Raw genomic sequence first — 19,889 nt, 5'->3', positions numbered from 1 at the left:
TCGTCAACAAACCAGAGTGCGGCCCGAGTTCGCCCGGGCCGCCCGGGTCAGTCGGAGATCAGGCCCTCGCGGAGCTGGGCGAGCGTGCGGGTCAGCAGGCGCGAGACGTGCATCTGCGAGATGCCGACCTCCTCGCCGATCTGGGACTGCGTCATGTTCGAGAAGAAGCGGAGCATGATGATCTGCCGCTCCCTGGGCGGGAGTTTGGCGAGCAGCGGCTTCAGCGACTCGCGGTACTCGACGCCTTCGAGGGCCGTGTCCTCGTAGCCGAGCCGGTCCGCGAGCGAGCCCTCGCCGCCGTCGTCCTCGGTGGCGGGCGAGTCGAGCGAGGAGGCGGTGTAGGCGTTGCCCACCGCGAGCCCGTCGACCACGTCCTCCTCGGACACCCCGAGGACCGCGGCGAGTTCGGGCACCGTCGGCGAGCGGTCGAGCTTCTGGGCGAGCTCGTCACTGGCCTTGGTGAGGGCGAGCCGCAGCTCCTGGAGCCGGCGCGGCACCCGTACCGACCACGAGGTGTCGCGGAAGAACCGCTTGATCTCGCCGACGACCGTGGGCATCGCGAACGTGGGGAATTCCACGCCCCGTTCGCAGTCGAAGCGGTCGATCGCCTTGATCAGGCCGATCGTGCCGACCTGGACGATGTCCTCCATCGGCTCGTTGCGGCTGCGGAACCTGGCCGCCGCGTACCGCACGAGCGGCAGGTTGAGCTCGATGAGGGTGTCGCGTACGTACGTACGCTCCGGGCTGTCGGTGTCCAGCGTGGCAAGGCGCAGGAAGAGGGAGCGGGACAGCGTGCGGGTGTCGATGGCTGCGGTGTTTGCGGCGTGTCGGTGCACGGTCGGTGCCGGTGCGCTCTTGGTGAGCGTGAGCACCTTCGAGCTGCCCTGTTCTGCGGACATGCCACCCCCTTGAGGTCGCGGACGGTCGCGTTGGGCCACGACCATCGGAGGAAGCAGCCTCCACCTGAATACCGGAGGCGGGGCTGCGGCAAACGCGGTTTCGGCAGAATGTCACATGTCGGCAACACGCTGTAGTGACATGTCGACAAGGGGGGCCCGAGTACGTGCAGGAAACAGGGGGTGTGCGGTTTTTCGGCCGGAAATTTTTTACCGGCCCGATGCCAGGGCCCGGCTCACTCGAACCGGTTATGCCTCGATTCGATTTGCGGATCGAAGTCGGGCGAAACTCCTGGCCAGAAGCCTTGACACATGCATCTGCGACACTCCCAATTCCTGACTGATCTGGGACTGCGTCAGATTGCTGTAATAGCGGAGCATCAAGATCCGCTGTTCCCGTTCGGGCAGTTGTACGAGAAGGTGGCGGACCAGATCGCGGTGCTCGACGCCGGCGAGCGCCGGGTCCTCGTAGCCGAGCCGGTCGAGCAGGCCGGGCAGTCCGTCGCCCTCCTGGGCGGCCTCCAGGGAGGTCGCGTGGTACGAGCGGCCCGCCTCGATGCAGGCGAGCACCTCGTCCTCGCCGATGCGCAGCCGCTCGGCGATCTCGCCGGTGGTGGGGGAGCGGCCGTGCAGGGTGGTGAGGTCCTCGGTGGCGCCGTTCACCTGCACCCACAGCTCGTGCAGGCGGCGCGGGACGTGGACGGTGCGCACGTTGTCGCGGAAGTAGCGCTTGATCTCGCCGACCACGGTGGGCATCGCGAAGGTGGGGAACTGCACGCCCCGGTCCGGGTCGAAGCGGTCGATCGCGTTGATGAGGCCGATGGTGCCGACCTGGACGACGTCCTCCATCGGCTCGTTGCGGCTGCGGAACCTGGCCGCCGCGTACCGCACCAGCGGCAGGTTGGCCTCGATCAGCGCCCCGCGCACCCGGCCGTGCTCCGGGGTGCCCGGCTCCAGCTGCTTGAGCTGGCCGAACAGCACCTGCGTGAGGGCGCGGGTGTCCGCGCCCCTGGTGGACGTTCTGACGGGGCCCCTGGGGCCCTCCGAGGAGTCCTGGGCAGGGACTTCGGGGGCGTCCTGGGGCTCGTTCTGGGGCGGCACTTGAGGCGTAGTACTGGCCGGCACGGTCACGCCACCCCTTAGTCCTCGGTCTTGGTCGTCGGTGAACTCATCCGTCAAAAGCGGTCATAGCATCACAAGACATGTCCACTGTGTGCAAGCACCGTATAACCACGTGTTGAGGGCAAGTTGGGGCAGATGGCCCCGGCCGGAGGGCCGCCGGAGCACCAAAAAGCCCCGCACCTCTCGGGCGCGGGGCCGGGCCGCGTACCGGAAGGGTCACCGGTATGCGTGCGGAGGGGGTGCGGGGCCGGCGGGGGTCCCGTACGGGGTGGTCACGGGGTCCGCGGGAGGGCCGTACGGGGTCAGAACGGGTAGTCGGCGATCACCCAGGTGGCGAACTCGCGCCACTGGCCGGCCGCGGCCTGGTGCGCGGGGTGCTCGATGTACCGCTTCAGCGCGTCCGCGTCGGCGACGGCGGAGTTGATGGCGAAGTCGTACGCGATCGGCCGGTCGGTGATGTTCCAGGCGCACTCCCAGAACTCGATCTCGGGAACGAGCCCGTCGAGCTCCTGGAAGGCCTTCACACCGGCGGCCACACGCTCTTCGTCGCGCTGCACGCCCTCGTTGAGCTTGAAAAGGACCAGGTGGCGGATCATGAATCTCTCCTACGGATACGACGGGGACCGGCCGGAGGACGCGACCGCGGTCTCGTCCGGGGGCTGGGCCGGGGGCTCAGCGGACCAGGTTGGTCATGAACTCTCCGACGCCCTTGGCCGCGCTCGATATGCCCTCGAAGCCGGTCTGGACCATCCCGGCGGCCTGCACCGGCGACGTGATGATCGTGTACAGCACGAAGACCACGGCTATGTAGAGCAGGACCTTCTTGATGTCCACTGTGCCAGCCCCTCCCCGGCGCCACCCCTGTGCGGTCGGGTGAGTCTAACCGCCACCCGGCCCGTACTCACCAGGCCTTTAGGGACCTAGGGCCCGGTGATCGGGGCCCTTTGCCCGACGGTACGGACGTGACGGGAGAGCAGGATGGTTCCTGAGCCCACCACATCTGGCAGGAATGCGGTGGGTGAGGAACAGGACCTCACTGCGGGGTCCGCGCCGCGAGCTTCCCCCCTGACTGCGGCGCAGGACTTGCAGGTCCTGTTCTCATCGGGGGGAGCGGCTTGTCCCCCCGATGCCGCTCCCCCCGTCCCATCGTCGAAGCCCCGGTCACTTCCCCGACCGGGGCTTCTTCGTGCCCGTGCGCGGGTGGCCGCCGGCGGGAGGCCCGGGGCGGAGGAGCCGCCTCCGGCCAATGTGGGCCGCGGGCGGGCCACGGAGGGCGCCCGGGAGTACGTTCAAAGGGCACCAAGGGGGCGCCGATCGTTTCCGCTCGTGTGGGACGGCCGCCGCCCGGTCACGGTCGGCACGGCGGCGGCCGTCTGCGCGAGGAGGTGGGCTCCCCTCCGCACTCTCCTCGCGTCCACACCGTCCTCAGCGGTGCCCGGGGCCAGCGGGAGAGCGGCCCCGGCTCGAAGCGCTCCGCGAGGACGAAGGGCCGGAGCCGCTGTACATCGGTGCGGCGGCTCCGGCCGCCCCAATCGAAGGGGCGGACGGTGAGCGCAGACCCGGGGGCAGGGGGCCAAGGGGACAGCCGGTCGAACCTGTGCGTGTGCGGTCGGCCCGGCTGTCCGCCGTTGCGTCACTTCGCATCGTAGGCCGGGCACAGGCCGAAGCAACCGTGCGAATCCAGCCGCCGAACGGCGCCCGGGAGGCTCCGGGCGGCCTCAGGCCTCGGGCAGGGCGTCGCCGGGAGCGCTCCGGGCTGCTCAGGCCTCGGGCAGGGGGAGCGGGATCGTCGCGGTGTCGAAGGTGCCCTCGATGATCGAGGCGGCGAAGTCGGCCAGCCGCAGATGATGGCTGCGGGCGTAGCCGCGGAACGCGAAGAAGGCCTGGTCGGGGGAGATCCCCCAGCGTTCGCAGAGGATGCCCTTGACCTGCTCCACCAGGATGCGGCTGTTGAGCGCCGTCTGGAGCTGGGTCCTCTCGATGTGGGACTGCTCCAGGGTGCGCTGCTGGAGGATCGTGATCGTGGCGACGCCGGCCAGGGCCTTGGCGAGCGCGATGTCGCTGTCGCGGAGCCGGTGGGGGGTCTTCTGGAAGAGGTTGAGCGCACCGATGTTGCGGTCCCGCAGCCGCAACGGGATCGCGTGCGTGGCCACGTACCCGGTCTCCCGGGCCCGGGTCGCGAAGCCCGGCCAACTCGCCGTCACCCGTGGGCTGTTGAGGTCGATGTTGGTCCTGGCGCTGCCACTGCGGTAGCACTCCACGCACGGGCCCTGGTCGTGCTGGAGGGCGAAGAGCTCCAGGAGCCGGGTGTGTTCGTCGGAGGCGGCCACGACCTGCAGTTCGCCGAGCGGGTCGGCGAGCAGGATGCCGGCGGCCGACACGTCGAGGAGCTCGACGCACCGGGTCGACAGGCGCTGGAGCAGGTCCAGTACGTCGAAGTCGTCCGTCAAGGAGTCGGCGACCTCCATGAAGATCTCCGCCAGACGTTGTTCGCGGATCATGCCGATCATCCCTTTCGACCGCCGGGCGCGAGCGGCCCGTCCATATCGTCGCTGAACCGCAGCCGTCTGGCCACTACGTCCCCGGCTACGTCGCCGAGCGGCAGATCCCGGCTGAAGGCGAACGCCCGCAGCCGCAGCAGGGCCTCCGCGAGGGAGACCTCCAGCTGGGCGCTGACCATGCCGGTCGCCTGGTGCACCACCGCCCGGTGCAGCTCCCCCGGCGCGCCCGTGACCGTTCCGGAAGCCGCCTGGGCGCTCCCGTCGCGCTCCAGGAGCAGCCCGGTCAGCGCCGCGGCCAGGGCCAGGGCGTCGGCGAACGGCTGCTCCGGGACGGTGTCGCTCGCCCGCGAGGACACCACGCTGAGCACTCCCATCCGGATCGCGCCCAGGCCGAGGGGGAAGCAGCACGCGCCGGCCACGCCGATCCTGAGGGCCTCGGCCGGCAGGCCGGGCCAGCGGTCGGCGCGCACCGCGGCCAGGTCCGGTGCGACGACGGCCGTGCCACTGCGCGCGGCGTCGAGGCCGGGGCCCATGCCGAGGGTGAACTGCAGTTCCTCGAAGTCGGCCGCGATCCCCGGCGAACGCCACAGCGGCTCGGGCTCCATGCCCCGGTCCGCCCCGACCAGCAGCGACACCGAGACGCCGTCGGCGTCCAGGGCCCGGGCGCAGGAAGCCGCCAGGACGCTGCCGTCACCGTGCCGGAGCGACCGGAGCACGTCGGCCATGCCGTCGCTGATCACTGGGCTCCGACCTGCCGGGGTTTCGGGCGATCTGCCCACCGGCTCTCACCCTGAACACTAGACGCACCCTTCGTACCCCGCCGACGACTACCGCGGCCTGGCCGAGGTCAGCCCCTGCCGGGCGGCCTCGACGGTGGCGTACCGGGGAAAGACGCCGGTGAGGTCGACGGAGTGGAGCAGCAGATGGATGCCGCGCCGCGCGTAGACCAGACGCAGCCACCCGGCGCGGTCCAGACAGCCGGCCCGGGCCGCGCACAGGGCGCCGAGGGCGCTGCAGTCCATGAAGGAGACGTCGAGCAAGTCGACTATGACGTAAGGGATTTGACTGTTCCGCTGGGCCCTGGCGAGGTCGCCGCAGAGGCTCGGTGCGGTCAGGATGTCGAGTTCGCCGGTCGGCCGGATCACCCGGCACCCCGGGGACAGATCGACGGTGCTGCCCATGCGGGCCGTCTCCTCATTCACATACTGCTACGGGTGGGACGGAGCTGTCCGCGGAGAGACGGCCGGGGTCTGGGGCACCCGCAGTGAGCAGAGTACGGCTTCCGGCTCCTACGGCGCTTCCGCCGGTGCCGGGGGTACGAGTTGGGCACGAGCTGGTCTGTTGTGCGCGTTCTTTTGGCGCAATCCGGTTGATCCGGACCACATCGTTGATCGCTTGCGCGCGGATGACCCTGGCCGGCCGGATCCGTCGCGCGGTGGGGCTGATGGCCGGACGCCAGGACGTCCGAGTCGCCGGGGGTGCGTATCCGACCGCACCACGGCCATACGCACAACACCCCGCTGACCGGCATTTCTGCTGGTCGGCGGGGCGTTGTAAGCCGCAGTGGAGGGATGTGAACCCGGCCGGCGCGACCCTTCTCGCAACGGATCAGCTGATCTGCTGGAAGCCCGACCATCCGCCGGTACCCACGGCGGTGCCGGCGCCTTCGATGGAGGGGTAGAAGTACAGCCTTCCGTCACCCCCGGTGGACCAGATGTCGGGCTTGGCATCACCGTTGGCGTCCGGGACGGCGGTGAACAGGGGGCGGTTGGCGGGCGTCCAGTTGGTGCCGACCACTACGGAGGTGGGGCCCGAGCCGAGTCCTTCACCGTTGGGGCCCGTGCCCTGGTAGAGGCGGAGTTCGCCGGTGGCCCGGCTGCGGGCTATCAGGTCGACGTGCCCGTCGCCGTTGCGGTCGCCGGGGGCGGCCAGGTCATAGCCGGACCAGCCGCCGTTGCCGACCAGCACCGGAGGCCGGTTCTCGTCGAGGTACGGGCTGTCGGAGCCGAAGTACAGCCAGAGCTGGTCGCCCTCCTTGACCAAAAGGTCGGCGTGGCCGGGGACGTCGATCGTGCCGTCGCCGTCGGTGTCCAGGCCCCCGTCGACATCGCCCACTGCGAGGATCTGGGAGGCGTCCGACCAGTGGTTGTCGGCAGGGTCGTAGACGTCCAGGGAGCGCCGGTCATAGAGACAGGCCTGGGAGTGGCCGTCAGCCTGTTCGTCACGGGCGGTGCAGGCCCACCCGAGCCCGTTGTTCGGGTAGACGGCGAGGGTTTTGCCGCCGTCGGCCGGTACCAGTCCGAGGAGGTCTTCGAAACCGTCGTTCGTCCAGTCACCTCGGTGGGTGAGGGAGCCTCCGATGAAGTTGGTGCTGCCGCCGCGGACACCGGGTCCCATGTATCCGTTGCCCTGCCCCGTACCGCTGTCGGCCTGGCCCGTGTAGAGGACGAGGGTGCCGTCGGTGCTCGTGGCGTAGAAGTCGGCGATGCCGTCACCATTGAGGTCGCCGGGCTTGCGCGGAGTGGCAGGGCTGTTGGCGTAGAAGTGATAGGTGGTTCCGTCGGATCTGTTTCCCGCCTTGTCGACGCTGCGAACTCCCAGCGAGTGAGCACCGGCCGCGATCGGCCTCAGCTTGATGTCAACCGGTCCACCTGCCGTGGCGGGAGTGGCAACGCGCACGGTGGGGTCCCAGTCGGTCCAGTACTCGTACTTGGCCACATCGGCGATGTTGCCGCTGGAGAGGGTGAAGGTGCCCTCGGTGCCCGCTGCGGAGGTCGTGGCGGGCCAGCCTTCCGACCCGTCTGGATAGGCGGTTGAAGTGATGCCCGGCGGGTTGCTCGGCCTGGTGGCATCGACCATGAAGTGACACTGCGGGCTCCAGCCGCTGGCGAGCGAACCGTCCTCGGTACGTACCCACCAGGTGAAGGTGCCGGTGCCGGTGACACCCGCGTCGGACAGGAGTTTGGCGAGAGCGGCCTTGGTGACGGGAAGCTTCGCGCCCTTGCCCGAGGTGACGTCGATGCTCTGGTTCACCTCGTTGGCCGCGCCGCCGTGGCCGGTGGGCCACAGGACGAAGTGCGCCTTGACGGTGCCGCCGTCCGGGTCCGAGAAGGAACCCCCGAGCGTCACGTCGGTGTTGCCGATGGTCGTGTACGGGGTGGTGGCGCCGCACTGGGCTCCGGTGTCCGGCGTGGTGTAGATGCCGGAGGGTGCGTTCGGCACGGTGTTGTAGTCGGTGGAGAGCACGGCCGTACCGGCGTCGAACTTCTTCCAGGCGTAGACGTCGGTCTCGCTGGTGGCCCTCATACCGAGCGTGATGTTCGGCCAGTGCTTGGTGGCGGCCTGCTTGGCGGCGGACGTCACGTCGAAGGCCAGGTTGCCCGCCGGGCAGTCTGAGCTGTAGCCCAGCGAGTTGTTGACCGTCGCCAGCTTGGTGGCCCAGGACGGCTGGTTGTTCCACGTCGTGGAGGACGAGATGGAGCCCGTCAGCCAGGTCTCCACCCCTTGGTCGTTGCACGACCAGGACCAGGTGTTCTTGATCCGGAACGTCGAGGAGATGATCGACTTGTTGGTGTTCCAGAGGTTGTCGGAGTCCATCCGGAAGAACGAACGGCCCAGGCCGTTGGTCTCGTTCTCGTACCCCACCCGGGCCAGGTTGGTGGACGAGCCGGATCCGCCCCAGCCCGCACCGTTGTAGAAGGTGCCGTCCGGGTACTTCTTGTACGCGATCGTCCACGCCTCGCGGGAACCACCGACAGCCGGGTCGATGTAGACCGGGTAGGTGGTGTCCTTGCCGGTCAGCAGGGACTGGTCGGGCGCCAGTGTGACGGCGCTCGAGGAGACCTTGAGAGGCATGTCCGTCTGCCGCGCGCCGTGGCCCGGCTCGAACTCGTCGGTCGGCACCGCCGTGGTGGCCGGGTCCGGTGAGCCGGCCGAGGGCACGGCGGCCGCCTTCACGGCGGCCGACTTCTTGGCGGCCTTGGCGCCGGCGGTCCCGGTGCTCGACGCGGTGCTGCTGTCCCACATGAGCGGGACCGGGGCGGTGAAGACCTCCTGGCCGGCCGGGTTCACGGCTTTGAGATTGCCGTTCGCGTCCGCTGAGACGCTCACCCCATCGGTACCGAGCTTGAACTGGAGGCTCTTCAGCGCCGGATTGGCAGCCGCCGCAGGCGACTTGACCACCAGCAGCTCACCGAATCCGGCCGCCCCTGCCCGCAGTTTGAGGTCTACGCCGGGCAGCACCTCGGGGTACACGGCGCTGTCGCCGTCGACCTGCGGCTTGGGCAGGGACGCCGGCCAGGACAGCGACATGCTGCGTCCGTCGCGGGTGATGGTGGCCAGCGGCCCTGTGCCACCGCCGGAGAACTCGAGTCCCACAGCGGTCGCCTTCGGGGTGAGTCTTCCGTCCGCGCCCGCTCGCAGAGTCGGGTCGATGTCCACGAGCTTGTTTCCCTGACGCACCCGTTGGGCCGTGGCGTACCGCTCCTCGGTAAAGGTGCCCGAGGGGTTGGCGAAGACCTGGGTGGTCTCCGTGCGCCGGGACAGGAGCTCCACGCGATGACCCGAACGCGCGGCCTTGGCAACGGCGTTGGCCACTTCAGTCGTCGCGGAGGTCTCCATCGGCCGTACAGCAGCTGACTGGCCGTCATCTGCGAAGGCGGGCAGGCCCATTGCTATGGCTGAGAGCGTTATCGCCGTTGTAGCGGCGGCAGTTGTTGCTCTTCGGCGCGCGGCATGCCGCGCCCCCTCCCACCGGAAGTGCATTTTTGATTCCTTTCACGTTCCTACACATATGCCCCACGCTCGTTGGCTGAACATCAAAGGTGGCCGACGGCAGGGTTCATTCGCCCAGCTGTAGTGGCAATGAAATCTCATGGGTGAGTATGCAGCCTGCCACCGACAGCGAAGAACCTGTCACCGGCTCACGGAAGTCTTCGCCAATTTGCCCTGGTAGAAGGCGACTTGCTCGTGGTGCAGAGTCGATGATTCCTCCCTGTAGGGGTCAATTCGGGCAATTCTCAAGAGTTTTCCTGTGTCAAATAAAAAGTTGATCTAGGGAATCTCCTCGCGAAGTAATGGGTCTTTATGCGGTGCTAATGTCTGCCGACTTGTCAACTGTGTGCACCCTGGGGGGTCAAAAGTGTCCGTCTCACGGACCGCGTTGTCTCGACGGCCTTTGGGGGTCCGTAAGAGACGGCGTAGAAGTATCCGGATCGTCTGTATGACGCTGGTGGCGTATCTGCTGACCGGACTGTTGGGTGGCCCGGTGGCCGCCGCGGCCGAGCTGAGCCTGTCGAAGGCCGGCACACCGGACCCGGTCCCGACGAAGACGGTCAAGGGCAAGTCGAACGCGCGCGTCGACGAGGCCGCACAACATGCCTGGAAGAGCGCCCCGAAGATCACCTGGCCCGCCCCCGGGACAGCGCGGACGGACATACCCGAGGCCGGGGTGGCCAGAAAGGCAGCGGGTTCTCTGCCAGTGCGCCTGGGCCGTACGGCCCAGAAGAAGGGTTCGGCCGGCAGAAGCGCGGCCGGCCCCGAGCAGGCCCAGGTCCAGGTCCTCGACCAGGAAACGGCGCAGAAGCTGGGCGTCGACGGTGTCCTACTGGCAGTCAAGCCGTCCGAAGGAGCTCAGGGTTCGGTCGATGTGCAGGTCGACTACTCCGCCTTCCGCGGCGCTTACGGCGGTGACTGGGCCTCACGGTTGAAGCTGCGCCAGCTGCCCGCCTGCGCCCTCACCTCCCCGGGCGACAAGAACTGCGCCACGGGCAAGGAACTGCCGACGGACAACAACGCCGTGGCCGGCACCCTGACCGCGCCGGTTGTCCTGCCCTCGGCCCAGCCGTCGCCCAGCACCTCCGCTGCCGGCCCCGTCCAGCAGGCGCCGTCCATGGCCCGCTCGATGACCGGGCTCTCCGCGGCCAACAACACGGTGTTGCTAGCCGCGACCGCCTCCGTCTCCGGCAGCGCGGGCAATTTCGGTGCCACGTCGCTGGCACCTTCGGCCTCCTGGTCGGCGGGCGGCAGCAACGGTGGCTTTTCGTGGAAGTACGGCATTGACACCCCTGATGTAGCCGGTGGTGTCCAGCCTGACCTGGCGCTGTCGTACAGCTCGCAGTCGGTGGACGGTCGTACGGCCGCCACCAACAACCAGTCGAACTGGATCGGTGACGGCTGGTCGATGGAGCCGGGCTACGTCGAGCGCAAGTACGTCTCGTGCACGGACGACACGACCGGCAGCAACACCACCGCCAAGGTCGGCGACCTGTGCTGGAAGAAGGACAATGCCGTCCTCAACCTCAACGGTCACAGCAACGTCCTGGTCAAGGACGACAACACGGGCCAGTGGCACCTGGAGAGCGACGACGGCACCACGGCCGAGAAGCTGACCAGCACCACGAACAACAACGGCGACAACGATGGTGAGTACTGGAAGGTGACCACGCCCGACGGCACCCAGTACTACTTCGGGTACAACCGGCCCACCGGCTGGGCCGCGGGCAAGGACGAGACCAACTCGACCTGGACCGTTCCGGTGTTCGGCAACCAGACCGGCGAGCCCTGCAACAAGACAGCGTTCGCGGACTCCTGGTGCCAGCAGGCGTGGCGGTGGAACCTTGACGCGGTTGTCGACCCGCACGGTGACGCGATGACGTACTACTGGGCCAAGGAGTCCAACTCCTACGGCCGCGACGTCAACCCGGACACGGGCAACGCCACGTCCACTCCGTACGACCGCGGCGGCTACCTCAAGCGCATCGAGTACGGCCTGCGCTCCAACAACTACTACGCCACCCCGGCGGCCAAGGTCGACTTCACCGTCTCCGAACGCTGCCTGGCCACCGACTGCACCAGCTTCGACAAGACCCACGCCGCGAACTGGCCGGACACCCCGTTCGACGAGTACTGCGCCACCGGCGTCACGTGCACGGGCAACTACTCGCCGTCGTTCTGGACGCGCAAGCGCCTGACGCAGATCGACACGTCGGTGCTCGTCGGAACGGGCTTCAAGCCGGTCGACACCTGGGCGCTGACCCAGCAGTTCCCCTCCACGGGCGACGGCACGGACCCTGCGTTGTGGCTGGCCTCGATCACCCGTACCGGGCACACAGGCACCGGCGACACCGCCCTGCCCGCCGTAACCTTCATGGGCGAGCAGCTTGCCAACCGTGTGGAGGGCGCCACCACCGGCGGCTCCCCGGATCCCGTGCCTCCGATGATCCGCTACCGCGTCTACGGCATCAACACCGAGAGCGGATCCACGATAGGCATTACGTACTCCGACCCGGACTGCAAGGCCGGCGACGTGCCCGCACCCGCCTCGAACACCCGGCGCTGCTACCCCGTCATCTGGTCGCCCCCGGACGCCCCGGCCGCCAACTACGAGCCCTACCTCGACTGGTTCCACACCTACGTCGTCACCCAGGTCCTTGAACAGGACAACACTGGCGGCGCTCCTGCCAAGGAGAGTGATTACACCTACCTTGACGGCATGGGCTGGGCCAAGGACGAGGACGAGTTCACCAAGGCCAAGTACCTGACCTACGGCGACCGCAAGGGATACGGCCGCGTCCAGGTCCGCACCGGCGCCGGCACCGATGCCAGAACGCTCAAGGAGTACCGCTACTTCCGCGGCATCGACGGCGCCCAGGTCACCAATCACGACGGCGTCGCCGTCACCGACCGGAGCGCCTTCGCCGGCATGACGCGCGAGGAGGCAACGTACGACGGAGACGGCGGCAAGCTGCTCAACACCACCAGCTACGAGCCTTGGAGCAGCGAGCCCACCGCCACCATGTCCCGCGCCGGCCTGTCCGCGCTCAAGTCGTACGCGACGGGCAACGGCTCGGAGACCGATCGCACCGCCGTCGGCGCTGGATGGCGCACCACACAGACGGACCGCACCTACGACGGCGTCGGCCAGCTCCTCACCGAGTCGCGACTCGGGGACACGGCCAAGACCGGTGACGAGGAGTGTGCCACCACCACGTACGCGGCGGGCGCACTGCGCACTCTGATCGCCGAGGTAAAGACGGTCGCCAAGCCGTGCGGCACCGTGCCGTCGCTTCCCGCCGACCTCATCTCGGACGAGCGCCACTACTACGACGGCGCCACCAGCCTGACCACTGCCCCCACCAAGGGTGACGTCACCAGGCTGGAGGAGCAGGACACGGCCGGTACCGGCTACCTGACCACGGCCACCCATACCTACGATCAGCACGGCCGCGAGCTGACCGAGTCAGACGCCCTCGGCAACACCACGACCACCACCTACACCCCCGCCACGGTCCTGTCGCCGACATCGAAGGCCGAGACCAACGCGCTGGGCCAAACCAGCACCACCGAGTACGACCCCACCCGTGGGATCGCCACCGGCACGGTCGACCCCAACGGCAAGCGCACCGATGCCGTCCACGACGGTCTCGGCCGGGTCCTCCAGGTCTGGCAGCCCGGCTGGACCAAGGCGAGCCACCCCACCCAGCCCTCCACCCAGTACAGCTACCTGGTCTCCCGCACCGCTGCGAATGTCGTCACCAGCAAGTCCCTGAAGCGCAACGGCGATTACGCCACCACGTACACGATCTACGACGGTCTGCTGCGGCCGCGTGAGACCCAGACAGCGGCGACCGGAACCGCCAACCGGCTGGTCACCGAGACGCTGTACGACTCGCGGGGCTTCACACGGAAGTCCTACTCCGCGTACTACGCGGACGGCGCCCCGTCCGCCACGCTGGTCGCGGGGGACGACACCAAGGTCCCGGCTGCCACGGAGAACACCTTCGACGGCACGGGCCGCGTCACGGCAGCCATCGCCCGCAAGTACGGCGCCGAACAATGGCGTACGACGACGGTCTACGACGGTGACCGCACCACGGTCGTCCCGCCCCAGGGCGGCACCGCCACCACGAAGGTCACCGACGCGCTGGGCCGGCAGACCGAGCTGCTGCAGTACACCGACGCCGCGCGCACCGCGTCGCAGTCGACGACGTACACGTACGGCAAGTACGACACCCCGGTCAGAGTCACCGATCCCGCGGGTAACACGTGGTCGTACACCTTCGACAACCGTGGTCAGCAGACCGTCGCTGACGACCCCGACAAGGGGAGGACGACCACGACGTACGACGATCTCGGCCGCGCGGTCACCACCACCGACGCGCGAGGCGTCACGCTGACGACCGGTTACGACAAGATCGGCCGTAAGACGAGCCTGAAACAGGGCAGCACCACCCTCGCCTCCTGGACCTACGACACTCTGGCCAAGGGCCGACTGACCAGTAGCAGCCGGTTCGTCGACGGCGCCGAGTACACCACCGCCACCGGTGGGTTCAACGACCGTTACCAGCCCACCTCCACCCAGGTCACGATCCCGGCGGCGGCCGGCGGGCTCGCGGGCTCCTACTCCTGGACCTACGGCTACAACGCTCAGACCGGCACGCCGGACTGGACGCTCGACCCGGCCATCGGCGACATCCCCTCAGAGCGGGTCACGCCCGAGTACAACAGCGACGACCTGCCCATTCGCACCACTCGGGCCGGCGCTGTGCTCGCCTCGAACACCACGTACGACGTGTACTCCCGTCCAGTGCGCACCGAGTTCGGCGACATCGGCAAGAAGGTCTACGAGTCGCGGGAGTACGACGACTTCACCGGCCGGCTGACCCGTCAGACCACCGACCGAGACCTGGCACCGCAACGCATCGACGACACCTCCTACAGCTACGACCCGTCCGGCAACATCACCAACATCACCACCGCCAGCGGTCAGGACTCGCAGAGGTCCGTCGACACCCAGTGCTTCACCAATGACGCTCTGGGCCAGCTGACCGAAGCCTGGACCGCCAAGACCGATTGCGCCACGGCGCCGTCGGCGAGCACGGTCGGCGGCCCGGACGCCTACTGGCAGAGCTTCAGCTACGACGCCATCGGCAATCGCACGCAGCAGACCGAGCACGGCATCGGCACCTCCGCGGGCACCGACGCGGTGACGACGTACGTTCAGCCGACCTCGAACACCGGACTGCCCCACGCCGTCCAGCAGGCCTCCGTCAAGGGCGGTGCCGGTGACGGTCAGACCAGCACCTTCGGCTACGACCAGGCGGGCAACACCACCAAGCGCACCATCGGCGGCCGCGTTCAGGATCTGACCTGGAACGCGGAGGGCGACCTCGCCACCGTCACCGAAGGAGGCAAGACCACCAGCTACCTCTACGACGCCGACGGCGCGCGCCTCATAGCCAAGAACGCCGACGGCACGAGCACGCTGACCCTGCCCGGAGACAACGAGCTCACCCTCGGCGCCAACGGCACCACCAAGACGGGTGTCCGCTACTACACGCAGAACGGCGAGACGATCGCGGTCCGCTCCGGCGCCTCTATCTCCTATCTCTTCGCCGACCACCAGGGCACGTCGCTGACCGCGGTCAACACCAGCACCCTGGACATCACGCGCCGCAAGCAGTTGCCGTTCGGACAGGCGCGCACCGCGAGTTCCTTCCCGGGCACCCAGGGCTTCGTGGGCGGCACGACCGACCCCACCGGCCTCGTCCATCTCGGAGCTCGCGAGTACGATCCGGCACTCGGCCGCTTCCTCTCCGTGGACCCGGTCATCGACTTCAACGATCCGGCGCAGCTGAACGCGTATTCCTACGCGCACAACAATCCGGTCACCAAGTCCGACGCGAGCGGCATGATGCCGCTCGGCCCCACGGACGGCGGTGCCTCCGCCGACACGATGTGGGCCATCGAACGCGGCATGACTGCCGGGTACGTGGTCAAGAATGGCAAGTACGTCTGGGTCGAGACCCCCAAGAAGGACACGGAGTCCCGCCAGAGGTACACCGCATACCGGGCCAACCCGGCCCACTACCTGATCGACGACGGCTATGCCGCCGCCCGGGACAAGCGAGTGGCCGAGGCCCGCGCCAAAGCCCAGGCCATCGCCCGGGCCAAGGCGGCGGAGGCACAGCGTCGGAAAAAGTCCGGAATCTTCGGCAACCTCATGAGGGGCCACTTCAGTGACGCCTGGGACCAGACAGAGTCGGGCCTGCACGACACGTTCGGCACGTGGGACGGATGGAAGAACCGCGTGCTCCCGGGGGCGGCTTTCGGGGCCTGTCTGGTCGTCTCCGCAGGCTTGTGCGCAGCGGCGGGAGCGGTCGGGGTGGCAGCGACCTTCGTTGGCGACGGCGTGACCACGGGAAGTTGGAACTGGGCCGCAGCAGGAAAGGGCCTCGCATGGACCGCTGCTGGAGGCTTTGCTGCAAGGGGAATCGCAGGGTCATGGCGATTTTCGGCCCTTTCGAGCCGCATCCGAGTTAAGACTATCTATCAAGCCGAGAATGTCGTAATTCATGGATACCGCAACACCGTTGAGCTGGGCTCCACCCTCGCTAATATCGGCGTCAACACTAATCTTTCAGGATTGTTCTGCGGGGCGGGAGCTGCAAGCCCAGGAAATTCCATAAGTGTATGCTGAGGTTCAGACGCGGATGCAAGCCTTGTATGGACACCTTGGAAAACGTGATGGGCAGGGTGAAATGAACGTTTTTGTCCTGAGACGGCGTTCCTGGCCGGTGTTCTGCGGTGTGGCCATTCTGGGGCTCGGGATCGGAATGTTCGCCGCGATCTGCGAGGTCACCGCAGTGAGTGGATTTCGAACCGGGTGGCAGGGGATACCTGTCTACCTGGCGATCGCGGGATTTCTGGGGCGCATAGCGAACTGCAAAGCAATACTGCGCGAAAACGTGCTCGTGGTCGTGAATCCCCTGCGCACCCATGTTCTTCCGAGAGCGCTGATCCGTGGCGCCTCGCTGGGTGAGGACGGCACGTTGCGCGTGGACCTCGAAGTGGACCGCAGCATCTCGGTGTTCGCCTTCGGGGGTTCGTTCGTGGACCGCTTCAGGAATACGAGCGGGGAGGCGACACGAAAGATCGGCGGATGGCTTCAATCGGGCAGCGGGGCCGGCGGCACCGATAGCGCTCCCCAGGTCCGGTGGACCCGGTGCCGACCCGCTGATCTCTCGCTCGTCCTGTGTGCCGTGACAGCGGGCACGGGCGCGATGTGGATGCTGCTCACCGGCGGCGCGTAGCGCCGCTCGGGGCTGTGGCGCCGCTGAGCCCCCGGGGCCGCGGAGCGAGCGTTCGTGGTCCGACGCCCGAGCCAGGGCGTCGGACCACGCCCCAACGGGGGCCGGAGCAGCACGAAGGCCCGGTTCTGATGAACCGGGCCTTCGTCAATCTGGCGGTAGCGGAGGGATTTGAACCCTCGGTGAGTTTCCCCACACTCGCTTTCGAGGCGAGCTCCTTCGGCCGCTCGGACACGCTACCGAGAGAGAGCTTAGCCCAAGGTGGGCCGTGGTTTGAAATCGGTTCGGCGAGAGCTGGGTCACCGCTGCCGGAAGAACGCCGTGAGCTGCGCCGAACACTCTTCTTCGAGGACGCCGGCGATCACTTCGGGGCGGTGGTTGAGCCGCTGGTCGCGGACCAGGTCCCACAGCGATCCCGCGGCTCCCGCCTTGTCGTCGCGGGCCCCGTAGACGACCCGGTCGATCCGGGACTGGACGATCGCGCCCGCGCACATCACGCACGGCTCCAGGGTCACGACGAGCGTGCAGCCGGTCAGCCGCCACTCGCCGGTCTCCCGGGCCGCGCGCCGGATGGCGAGGACCTCGGCGTGCGCGGTCGGATCGCCGGTGGCCTCGCGTTCGTTGTGCCCGGACGCGAGGAAGGTGCCGTCCGGGGCGAACACGACCGCGCCGACCGGCACATCGCCGGCCGACTCGGCCTGTGCGGCCCCGGCCAGGGCGGAGCGCATCGGCTCCGCCCACCGTTCGCGTACGGGGTCGTGCGGGTGGGGCACTAGCGGACGGCCTCCAGGACCTCGGCCGCGCCCAGCGCGTCCGCGATCGTCACGAGGGCGTCCCCGTCGAGCGCGAGCAGCCGGCCCTCGCTCACCCCGAGGTCGGCGAGGATCGCGCTCTCGCCGAGCGGCCCGGCCGGCACGGCGCCGTCCGGCGACGCGTCGCCGTCCGGCTCGTCCACGGCCGTCTCCGCCTCGTCCTCGTAGCCGTCCTCCGTGCCGTCGAGGTCAAGGGTGTCCAGCTCGTCCTCCTCGTCGTCCTGGTCGTGGCCGAGCAGTTCGTCGGTGAGCATGGCCCCGTACGAGGAGCGGGCTGCGACGGCGGCGTTGGAGACGAAGACGCGAGGGTCCTCCTCGCCGTCGACGCGGACGACGCCGAACCAGGCGTCCTCCTGCTCGATGAAGACGAGCACCGTGTCGTCGGCCCCGTCGGCTGCTGCTTCACGGGCCAGGTCGGCCAGATCCGACAGCGTCTCCACATCGTCGAGCTCTGTGTCGCTCGCTTCCCACCCGTCTTCGGTGCGCGCGAGCAGTGCGGCGAAGTACACCGTGACTCTCCCACTGGTCATAGGCGTGCCGGTTGGGGGTCCCCCCGGCTGTGGCTTCATTCGGAATCGTGGCAGAAAACACCGCGGTTGCGAGAGTTCTTCCGCGGTTGCGTTTTTCCGGTCGCCCCGATCACGGCTTCCGACACGTCATGATCACGAGCTCCGGGCCACCCCGTCCAAGGCTCCCGACGCCCGTGAGCACGGGCCTCGGGGCACCGGGTTCGCGGGTCACCAGCGGAAGGTTCGCATGCGCATGGCCTGGCGCATACGGGCCGCGCGGGCGCGCCGGGGCTGGACCCGGTCGCGCAGCGCCTTCGCCTCGTGCAGTTCGCGCAGGAACTGGGCGCGCCGCCGTCGACGGTCCGCATCGCTCTCCGGTTGTTGCGCTCGGTCGCGCTCGTCCGGCATTGGCCCACACCGCCCCGGGTCGGTTCGTGTCTTCCACCTTCCCCCCGTTCGGGCGCTTGACGCCAGCGTGAACCAGCGGCAGGTGGGACGCGGGGCCGCTACGCCCCGGTTACTGTGGACGTCATGCGGATCCATGTCGTCGACCACCCTCTCGTGGCGCACAAGCTCACCACGCTGCGCGACAAGCGCACCGACTCCCCGACCTTCCGGCGGCTCGCCGACGAGCTGGTCACCCTGCTCGCCTACGAAGCCACCCGGGACGTGCGCACCGAGCAGGTGGACATCGAGACCCCGGTGACGCCGACGACAGGCGTGAAGCTCTCGTACCCGCGTCCCCTGGTGGTCCCGATCCTGCGGGCCGGCCTCGGCATGCTCGACGGCATGGTGCGCCTGCTGCCGACCGCCGAGGTGGGCTTCCTCGGCATGATCCGCAACGAGGAGACCCTGGAGGCCTCCACGTACGCGACCCGGATGCCCGAGGACCTGTCGGGCCGTCAGGTGTACGTCCTGGACCCGATGCTGGCGACCGGCGGCACGCTCGTCGCGGCGATCCGCGAGCTGATCAAGCGCGGTGCCGACGACGTCACGGCCGTGGTGCTGCTCGCCGCCCCCGAGGGCGTCGAGATCATGGAGCGCGAGCTGGCGGGCACGCCGGTGACCGTGGTGACCGCCTCGGTCGACGAGCGCCTCAACGAGCACGGCTACATCGTGCCGGGCCTGGGCGACGCGGGCGACCGGATGTACGGCACCGCCGACTAGTCGCCCGGCAGCGCCCCGCGCGGGGCGCCGCCGACCGGTTCCGGGCAGCGTCCCGGGCGAGGCGCGCTCAGGACTTCTTCAGCACTTACCGGAGGGCGCGGGTGCGGGCTTGGCCAGGGCGGCCAGGGCCGTGTCCGCGTCCTTCGGTGCGTTCAGGTTCGCGAAAGTGGTCCCGATGATGAGGTCGACGTCCGGCGTGTCGCGCGTGTCGGTCTTCTGCGTCGTGCCCTTCAGCTGCGTCCCGAGTACGGAGAAGGGGCCGCGGGTCGCCGTCGGCGCGCCGAGCAGCATCCCGTTGTTGGGGACCTTCTTGTCGTACTCGGCGGGCGCGTTGCCGACCTTGCCGATCGCGAAGCCGCGCTTCTTCAGCTCGTCGGCGACCGACTTGGCCAGGCCGCCGCGCGGGGTCGCGTTGTAGACGTTCACGGTGATCTGCGCGGGTTTCGGCAGCGCCACCTGGGGAGCACCGGACGCGGCGGGCGCCGGGCAGTCCTTCTTGTGGGCGGCGGCCTTGGCCTTGTCGCCGCCCCCGAACACGTCGATGAGCTGGATCGTCCCCCAGCCGATCAGGCCGAGGGCCACGACCGCGCCGACCAGCGCGAGGACCAGCCGGCCGCGCTTACGGGGACGTCGCATCCGCGGGTAGGCGTCACCCTTGATGCGGTACTTTCCGCCCATGCCGGGGGGAGTGAGCATGCTCATAGGCGCAGGGTAGTGCCGACCCGGGACGATGCCTACTAAATGATCAACCGCCGGGGCGTGTGTGCGCCCGTATGCGCGGCAAAAGGTCCGA

Annotated in this window: 15 protein-coding genes and 1 tRNA gene; 3 read left to right on the top strand and 13 right to left on the bottom strand. The window is 68.6% G+C overall.

Annotated elements, in window-relative coordinates; all coding sequences use genetic code 11:
• Positions 1 to 47: 47 nt before the first annotated feature.
• From ACFYZA_RS20750 to ACFYZA_RS20715, 8 genes are all read right to left on the bottom strand, one after another.
• Positions 48 to 899, bottom strand: coding sequence for an RNA polymerase sigma factor SigF (locus tag ACFYZA_RS20750; protein ID WP_382582852.1), 852 nt, complete (start codon positions 897 to 899; stop codon positions 48 to 50).
• A gap of 246 nt (positions 900 to 1,145) precedes the next feature.
• Entirely contained in the window at positions 1,146 to 2,021 is an 876-nt protein-coding gene (locus tag ACFYZA_RS20745; RefSeq protein WP_388492052.1) for an RNA polymerase sigma factor SigF, read from the bottom strand.
• Positions 2,022 to 2,320: 299 nt separating this feature from the next.
• Positions 2,321 to 2,614, bottom strand: a complete 294-nt coding sequence (locus ACFYZA_RS20740) for a Dabb family protein (RefSeq protein ID WP_382582846.1) — start codon at positions 2,612 to 2,614, stop codon at positions 2,321 to 2,323.
• Between the two features lie 76 nt (positions 2,615 to 2,690).
• Positions 2,691 to 2,852, bottom strand: coding sequence for a hypothetical protein (locus ACFYZA_RS20735; RefSeq protein WP_162952557.1), 162 nt, complete (start codon positions 2,850 to 2,852; stop codon positions 2,691 to 2,693).
• A 926-nt stretch (positions 2,853 to 3,778) separates the two neighbouring features.
• Complete coding sequence (locus tag ACFYZA_RS20730; protein WP_388492051.1) at positions 3,779 to 4,528, bottom strand: ANTAR domain-containing protein; 750 nt, start codon at positions 4,526 to 4,528, stop codon at positions 3,779 to 3,781.
• On the bottom strand, positions 4,525 to 5,244 hold the full coding sequence (locus ACFYZA_RS20725) for an ANTAR domain-containing protein (RefSeq protein ID WP_382582840.1): 720 nt from the start codon (positions 5,242 to 5,244) through the stop codon (positions 4,525 to 4,527). Before ACFYZA_RS20725 ends, ACFYZA_RS20730 begins: the two co-directional genes overlap by 4 nt.
• Positions 5,245 to 5,346: 102 nt before the next feature.
• Positions 5,347 to 5,700 carry an STAS domain-containing protein gene (locus tag ACFYZA_RS20720; protein WP_382582837.1) on the bottom strand — a complete coding sequence of 118 codons (354 nt, stop codon included), beginning with the start codon at positions 5,698 to 5,700 and terminating at the stop codon, positions 5,347 to 5,349.
• A gap of 427 nt (positions 5,701 to 6,127) precedes the next feature.
• Positions 6,128 to 9,139, bottom strand: a complete 3,012-nt coding sequence (locus tag ACFYZA_RS20715; RefSeq protein ID WP_388492048.1) for a VCBS repeat-containing protein — start codon at positions 9,137 to 9,139, stop codon at positions 6,128 to 6,130.
• A gap of 601 nt (positions 9,140 to 9,740) precedes the next feature.
• Between ACFYZA_RS20715 and ACFYZA_RS20710 the strand changes: the two genes are divergently transcribed.
• Positions 9,741 to 15,998, top strand: coding sequence for an RHS repeat-associated core domain-containing protein (locus ACFYZA_RS20710; RefSeq protein ID WP_388492046.1), 6,258 nt, complete (start codon positions 9,741 to 9,743; stop codon positions 15,996 to 15,998).
• Entirely contained in the window at positions 15,988 to 16,611 is a 624-nt protein-coding gene (locus ACFYZA_RS20705) for a hypothetical protein (RefSeq protein ID WP_388492045.1), read from the top strand. The genes ACFYZA_RS20710 and ACFYZA_RS20705 overlap by 11 nt, the downstream gene beginning before the upstream one ends.
• A gap of 150 nt (positions 16,612 to 16,761) precedes the next feature.
• On the opposite strand, the gene ACFYZA_RS20700 is transcribed toward ACFYZA_RS20705, so the two are convergent.
• The 4 genes from ACFYZA_RS20700 to ACFYZA_RS20685 all read right to left on the bottom strand — a co-directional run bounded on the left by ACFYZA_RS20700 (position 16,762) and on the right by ACFYZA_RS20685 (position 18,337).
• Positions 16,762 to 16,849, bottom strand: a tRNA-Ser gene (locus tag ACFYZA_RS20700).
• A gap of 58 nt (positions 16,850 to 16,907) precedes the next feature.
• Positions 16,908 to 17,336 carry a tRNA adenosine(34) deaminase TadA gene (gene tadA, locus ACFYZA_RS20695; RefSeq protein ID WP_382583602.1) on the bottom strand — a complete coding sequence of 143 codons (429 nt, stop codon included), beginning with the start codon at positions 17,334 to 17,336 and terminating at the stop codon, positions 16,908 to 16,910.
• 44 nt (positions 17,337 to 17,380) lie between these two features.
• Positions 17,381 to 17,950, bottom strand: coding sequence for a hypothetical protein (locus tag ACFYZA_RS20690; RefSeq protein ID WP_382582822.1), 570 nt, complete (start codon positions 17,948 to 17,950; stop codon positions 17,381 to 17,383).
• Between the two features lie 207 nt (positions 17,951 to 18,157).
• Entirely contained in the window at positions 18,158 to 18,337 is a 180-nt protein-coding gene (locus ACFYZA_RS20685; protein ID WP_161244420.1) for a hypothetical protein, read from the bottom strand.
• A 123-nt stretch (positions 18,338 to 18,460) separates the two neighbouring features.
• On the opposite strand from ACFYZA_RS20685, the gene upp reads away from it, so the two are divergent.
• Positions 18,461 to 19,096, top strand: a complete 636-nt coding sequence (gene upp, locus ACFYZA_RS20680; protein ID WP_053725981.1) for a uracil phosphoribosyltransferase — start codon at positions 18,461 to 18,463, stop codon at positions 19,094 to 19,096.
• Between the two features lie 78 nt (positions 19,097 to 19,174).
• Here upp and ACFYZA_RS20675 read toward each other — a convergent pair whose 3' ends face one another.
• Positions 19,175 to 19,798, bottom strand: a complete 624-nt coding sequence (locus ACFYZA_RS20675; RefSeq protein WP_382582817.1) for a LytR C-terminal domain-containing protein — start codon at positions 19,796 to 19,798, stop codon at positions 19,175 to 19,177.
• Positions 19,799 to 19,889 lie beyond the last annotated feature (91 nt).

The organism is Streptomyces sp. NPDC001828, from assembly GCF_042892175.1.
GTDB lineage: Bacteria > Actinomycetota > Actinomycetes > Streptomycetales > Streptomycetaceae > Streptomyces.
Note: the sequence above shows the minus strand (reverse complement) of the source record. Positions and strands in the feature narration are given on the sequence as shown.

What these genes read in the sequence shown, in the direction of transcription:
- tadA (WP_382583602.1), bottom strand. Translation starts at nt 17,336, where the DNA reads ATGCGCTCCGCCCTGGCCGGGGCCGCACAGGCCGAGTCGGCCGGCGAT.
- ACFYZA_RS20715 (WP_388492048.1), bottom strand. Translation starts at nt 9,139, where the DNA reads ATGGAGACCTCCGCGACGACTGAAGTGGCCAACGCCGTTGCCAAGGCC.
- ACFYZA_RS20710 (WP_388492046.1), top strand. Translation starts at nt 9,741, where the DNA reads ATGACGCTGGTGGCGTATCTGCTGACCGGACTGTTGGGTGGCCCGGTG.
- ACFYZA_RS20685 (WP_161244420.1), bottom strand. Translation starts at nt 18,337, where the DNA reads ATGCCGGACGAGCGCGACCGAGCGCAACAACCGGAGAGCGATGCGGAC.
- ACFYZA_RS20725 (WP_382582840.1), bottom strand. Translation starts at nt 5,244, where the DNA reads ATGGCCGACGTGCTCCGGTCGCTCCGGCACGGTGACGGCAGCGTCCTG.
- ACFYZA_RS20740 (WP_382582846.1), bottom strand. Translation starts at nt 2,614, where the DNA reads ATGATCCGCCACCTGGTCCTTTTCAAGCTCAACGAGGGCGTGCAGCGC.
- ACFYZA_RS20675 (WP_382582817.1), bottom strand. Translation starts at nt 19,798, where the DNA reads ATGAGCATGCTCACTCCCCCCGGCATGGGCGGAAAGTACCGCATCAAG.
- ACFYZA_RS20720 (WP_382582837.1), bottom strand. Translation starts at nt 5,700, where the DNA reads ATGGGCAGCACCGTCGATCTGTCCCCGGGGTGCCGGGTGATCCGGCCG.
- ACFYZA_RS20750 (WP_382582852.1), bottom strand. Translation starts at nt 899, where the DNA reads ATGTCCGCAGAACAGGGCAGCTCGAAGGTGCTCACGCTCACCAAGAGC.
- ACFYZA_RS20730 (WP_388492051.1), bottom strand. Translation starts at nt 4,528, where the DNA reads ATGATCGGCATGATCCGCGAACAACGTCTGGCGGAGATCTTCATGGAG.
- upp (WP_053725981.1), top strand. Translation starts at nt 18,461, where the DNA reads ATGCGGATCCATGTCGTCGACCACCCTCTCGTGGCGCACAAGCTCACC.
- ACFYZA_RS20690 (WP_382582822.1), bottom strand. Translation starts at nt 17,950, where the DNA reads ATGACCAGTGGGAGAGTCACGGTGTACTTCGCCGCACTGCTCGCGCGC.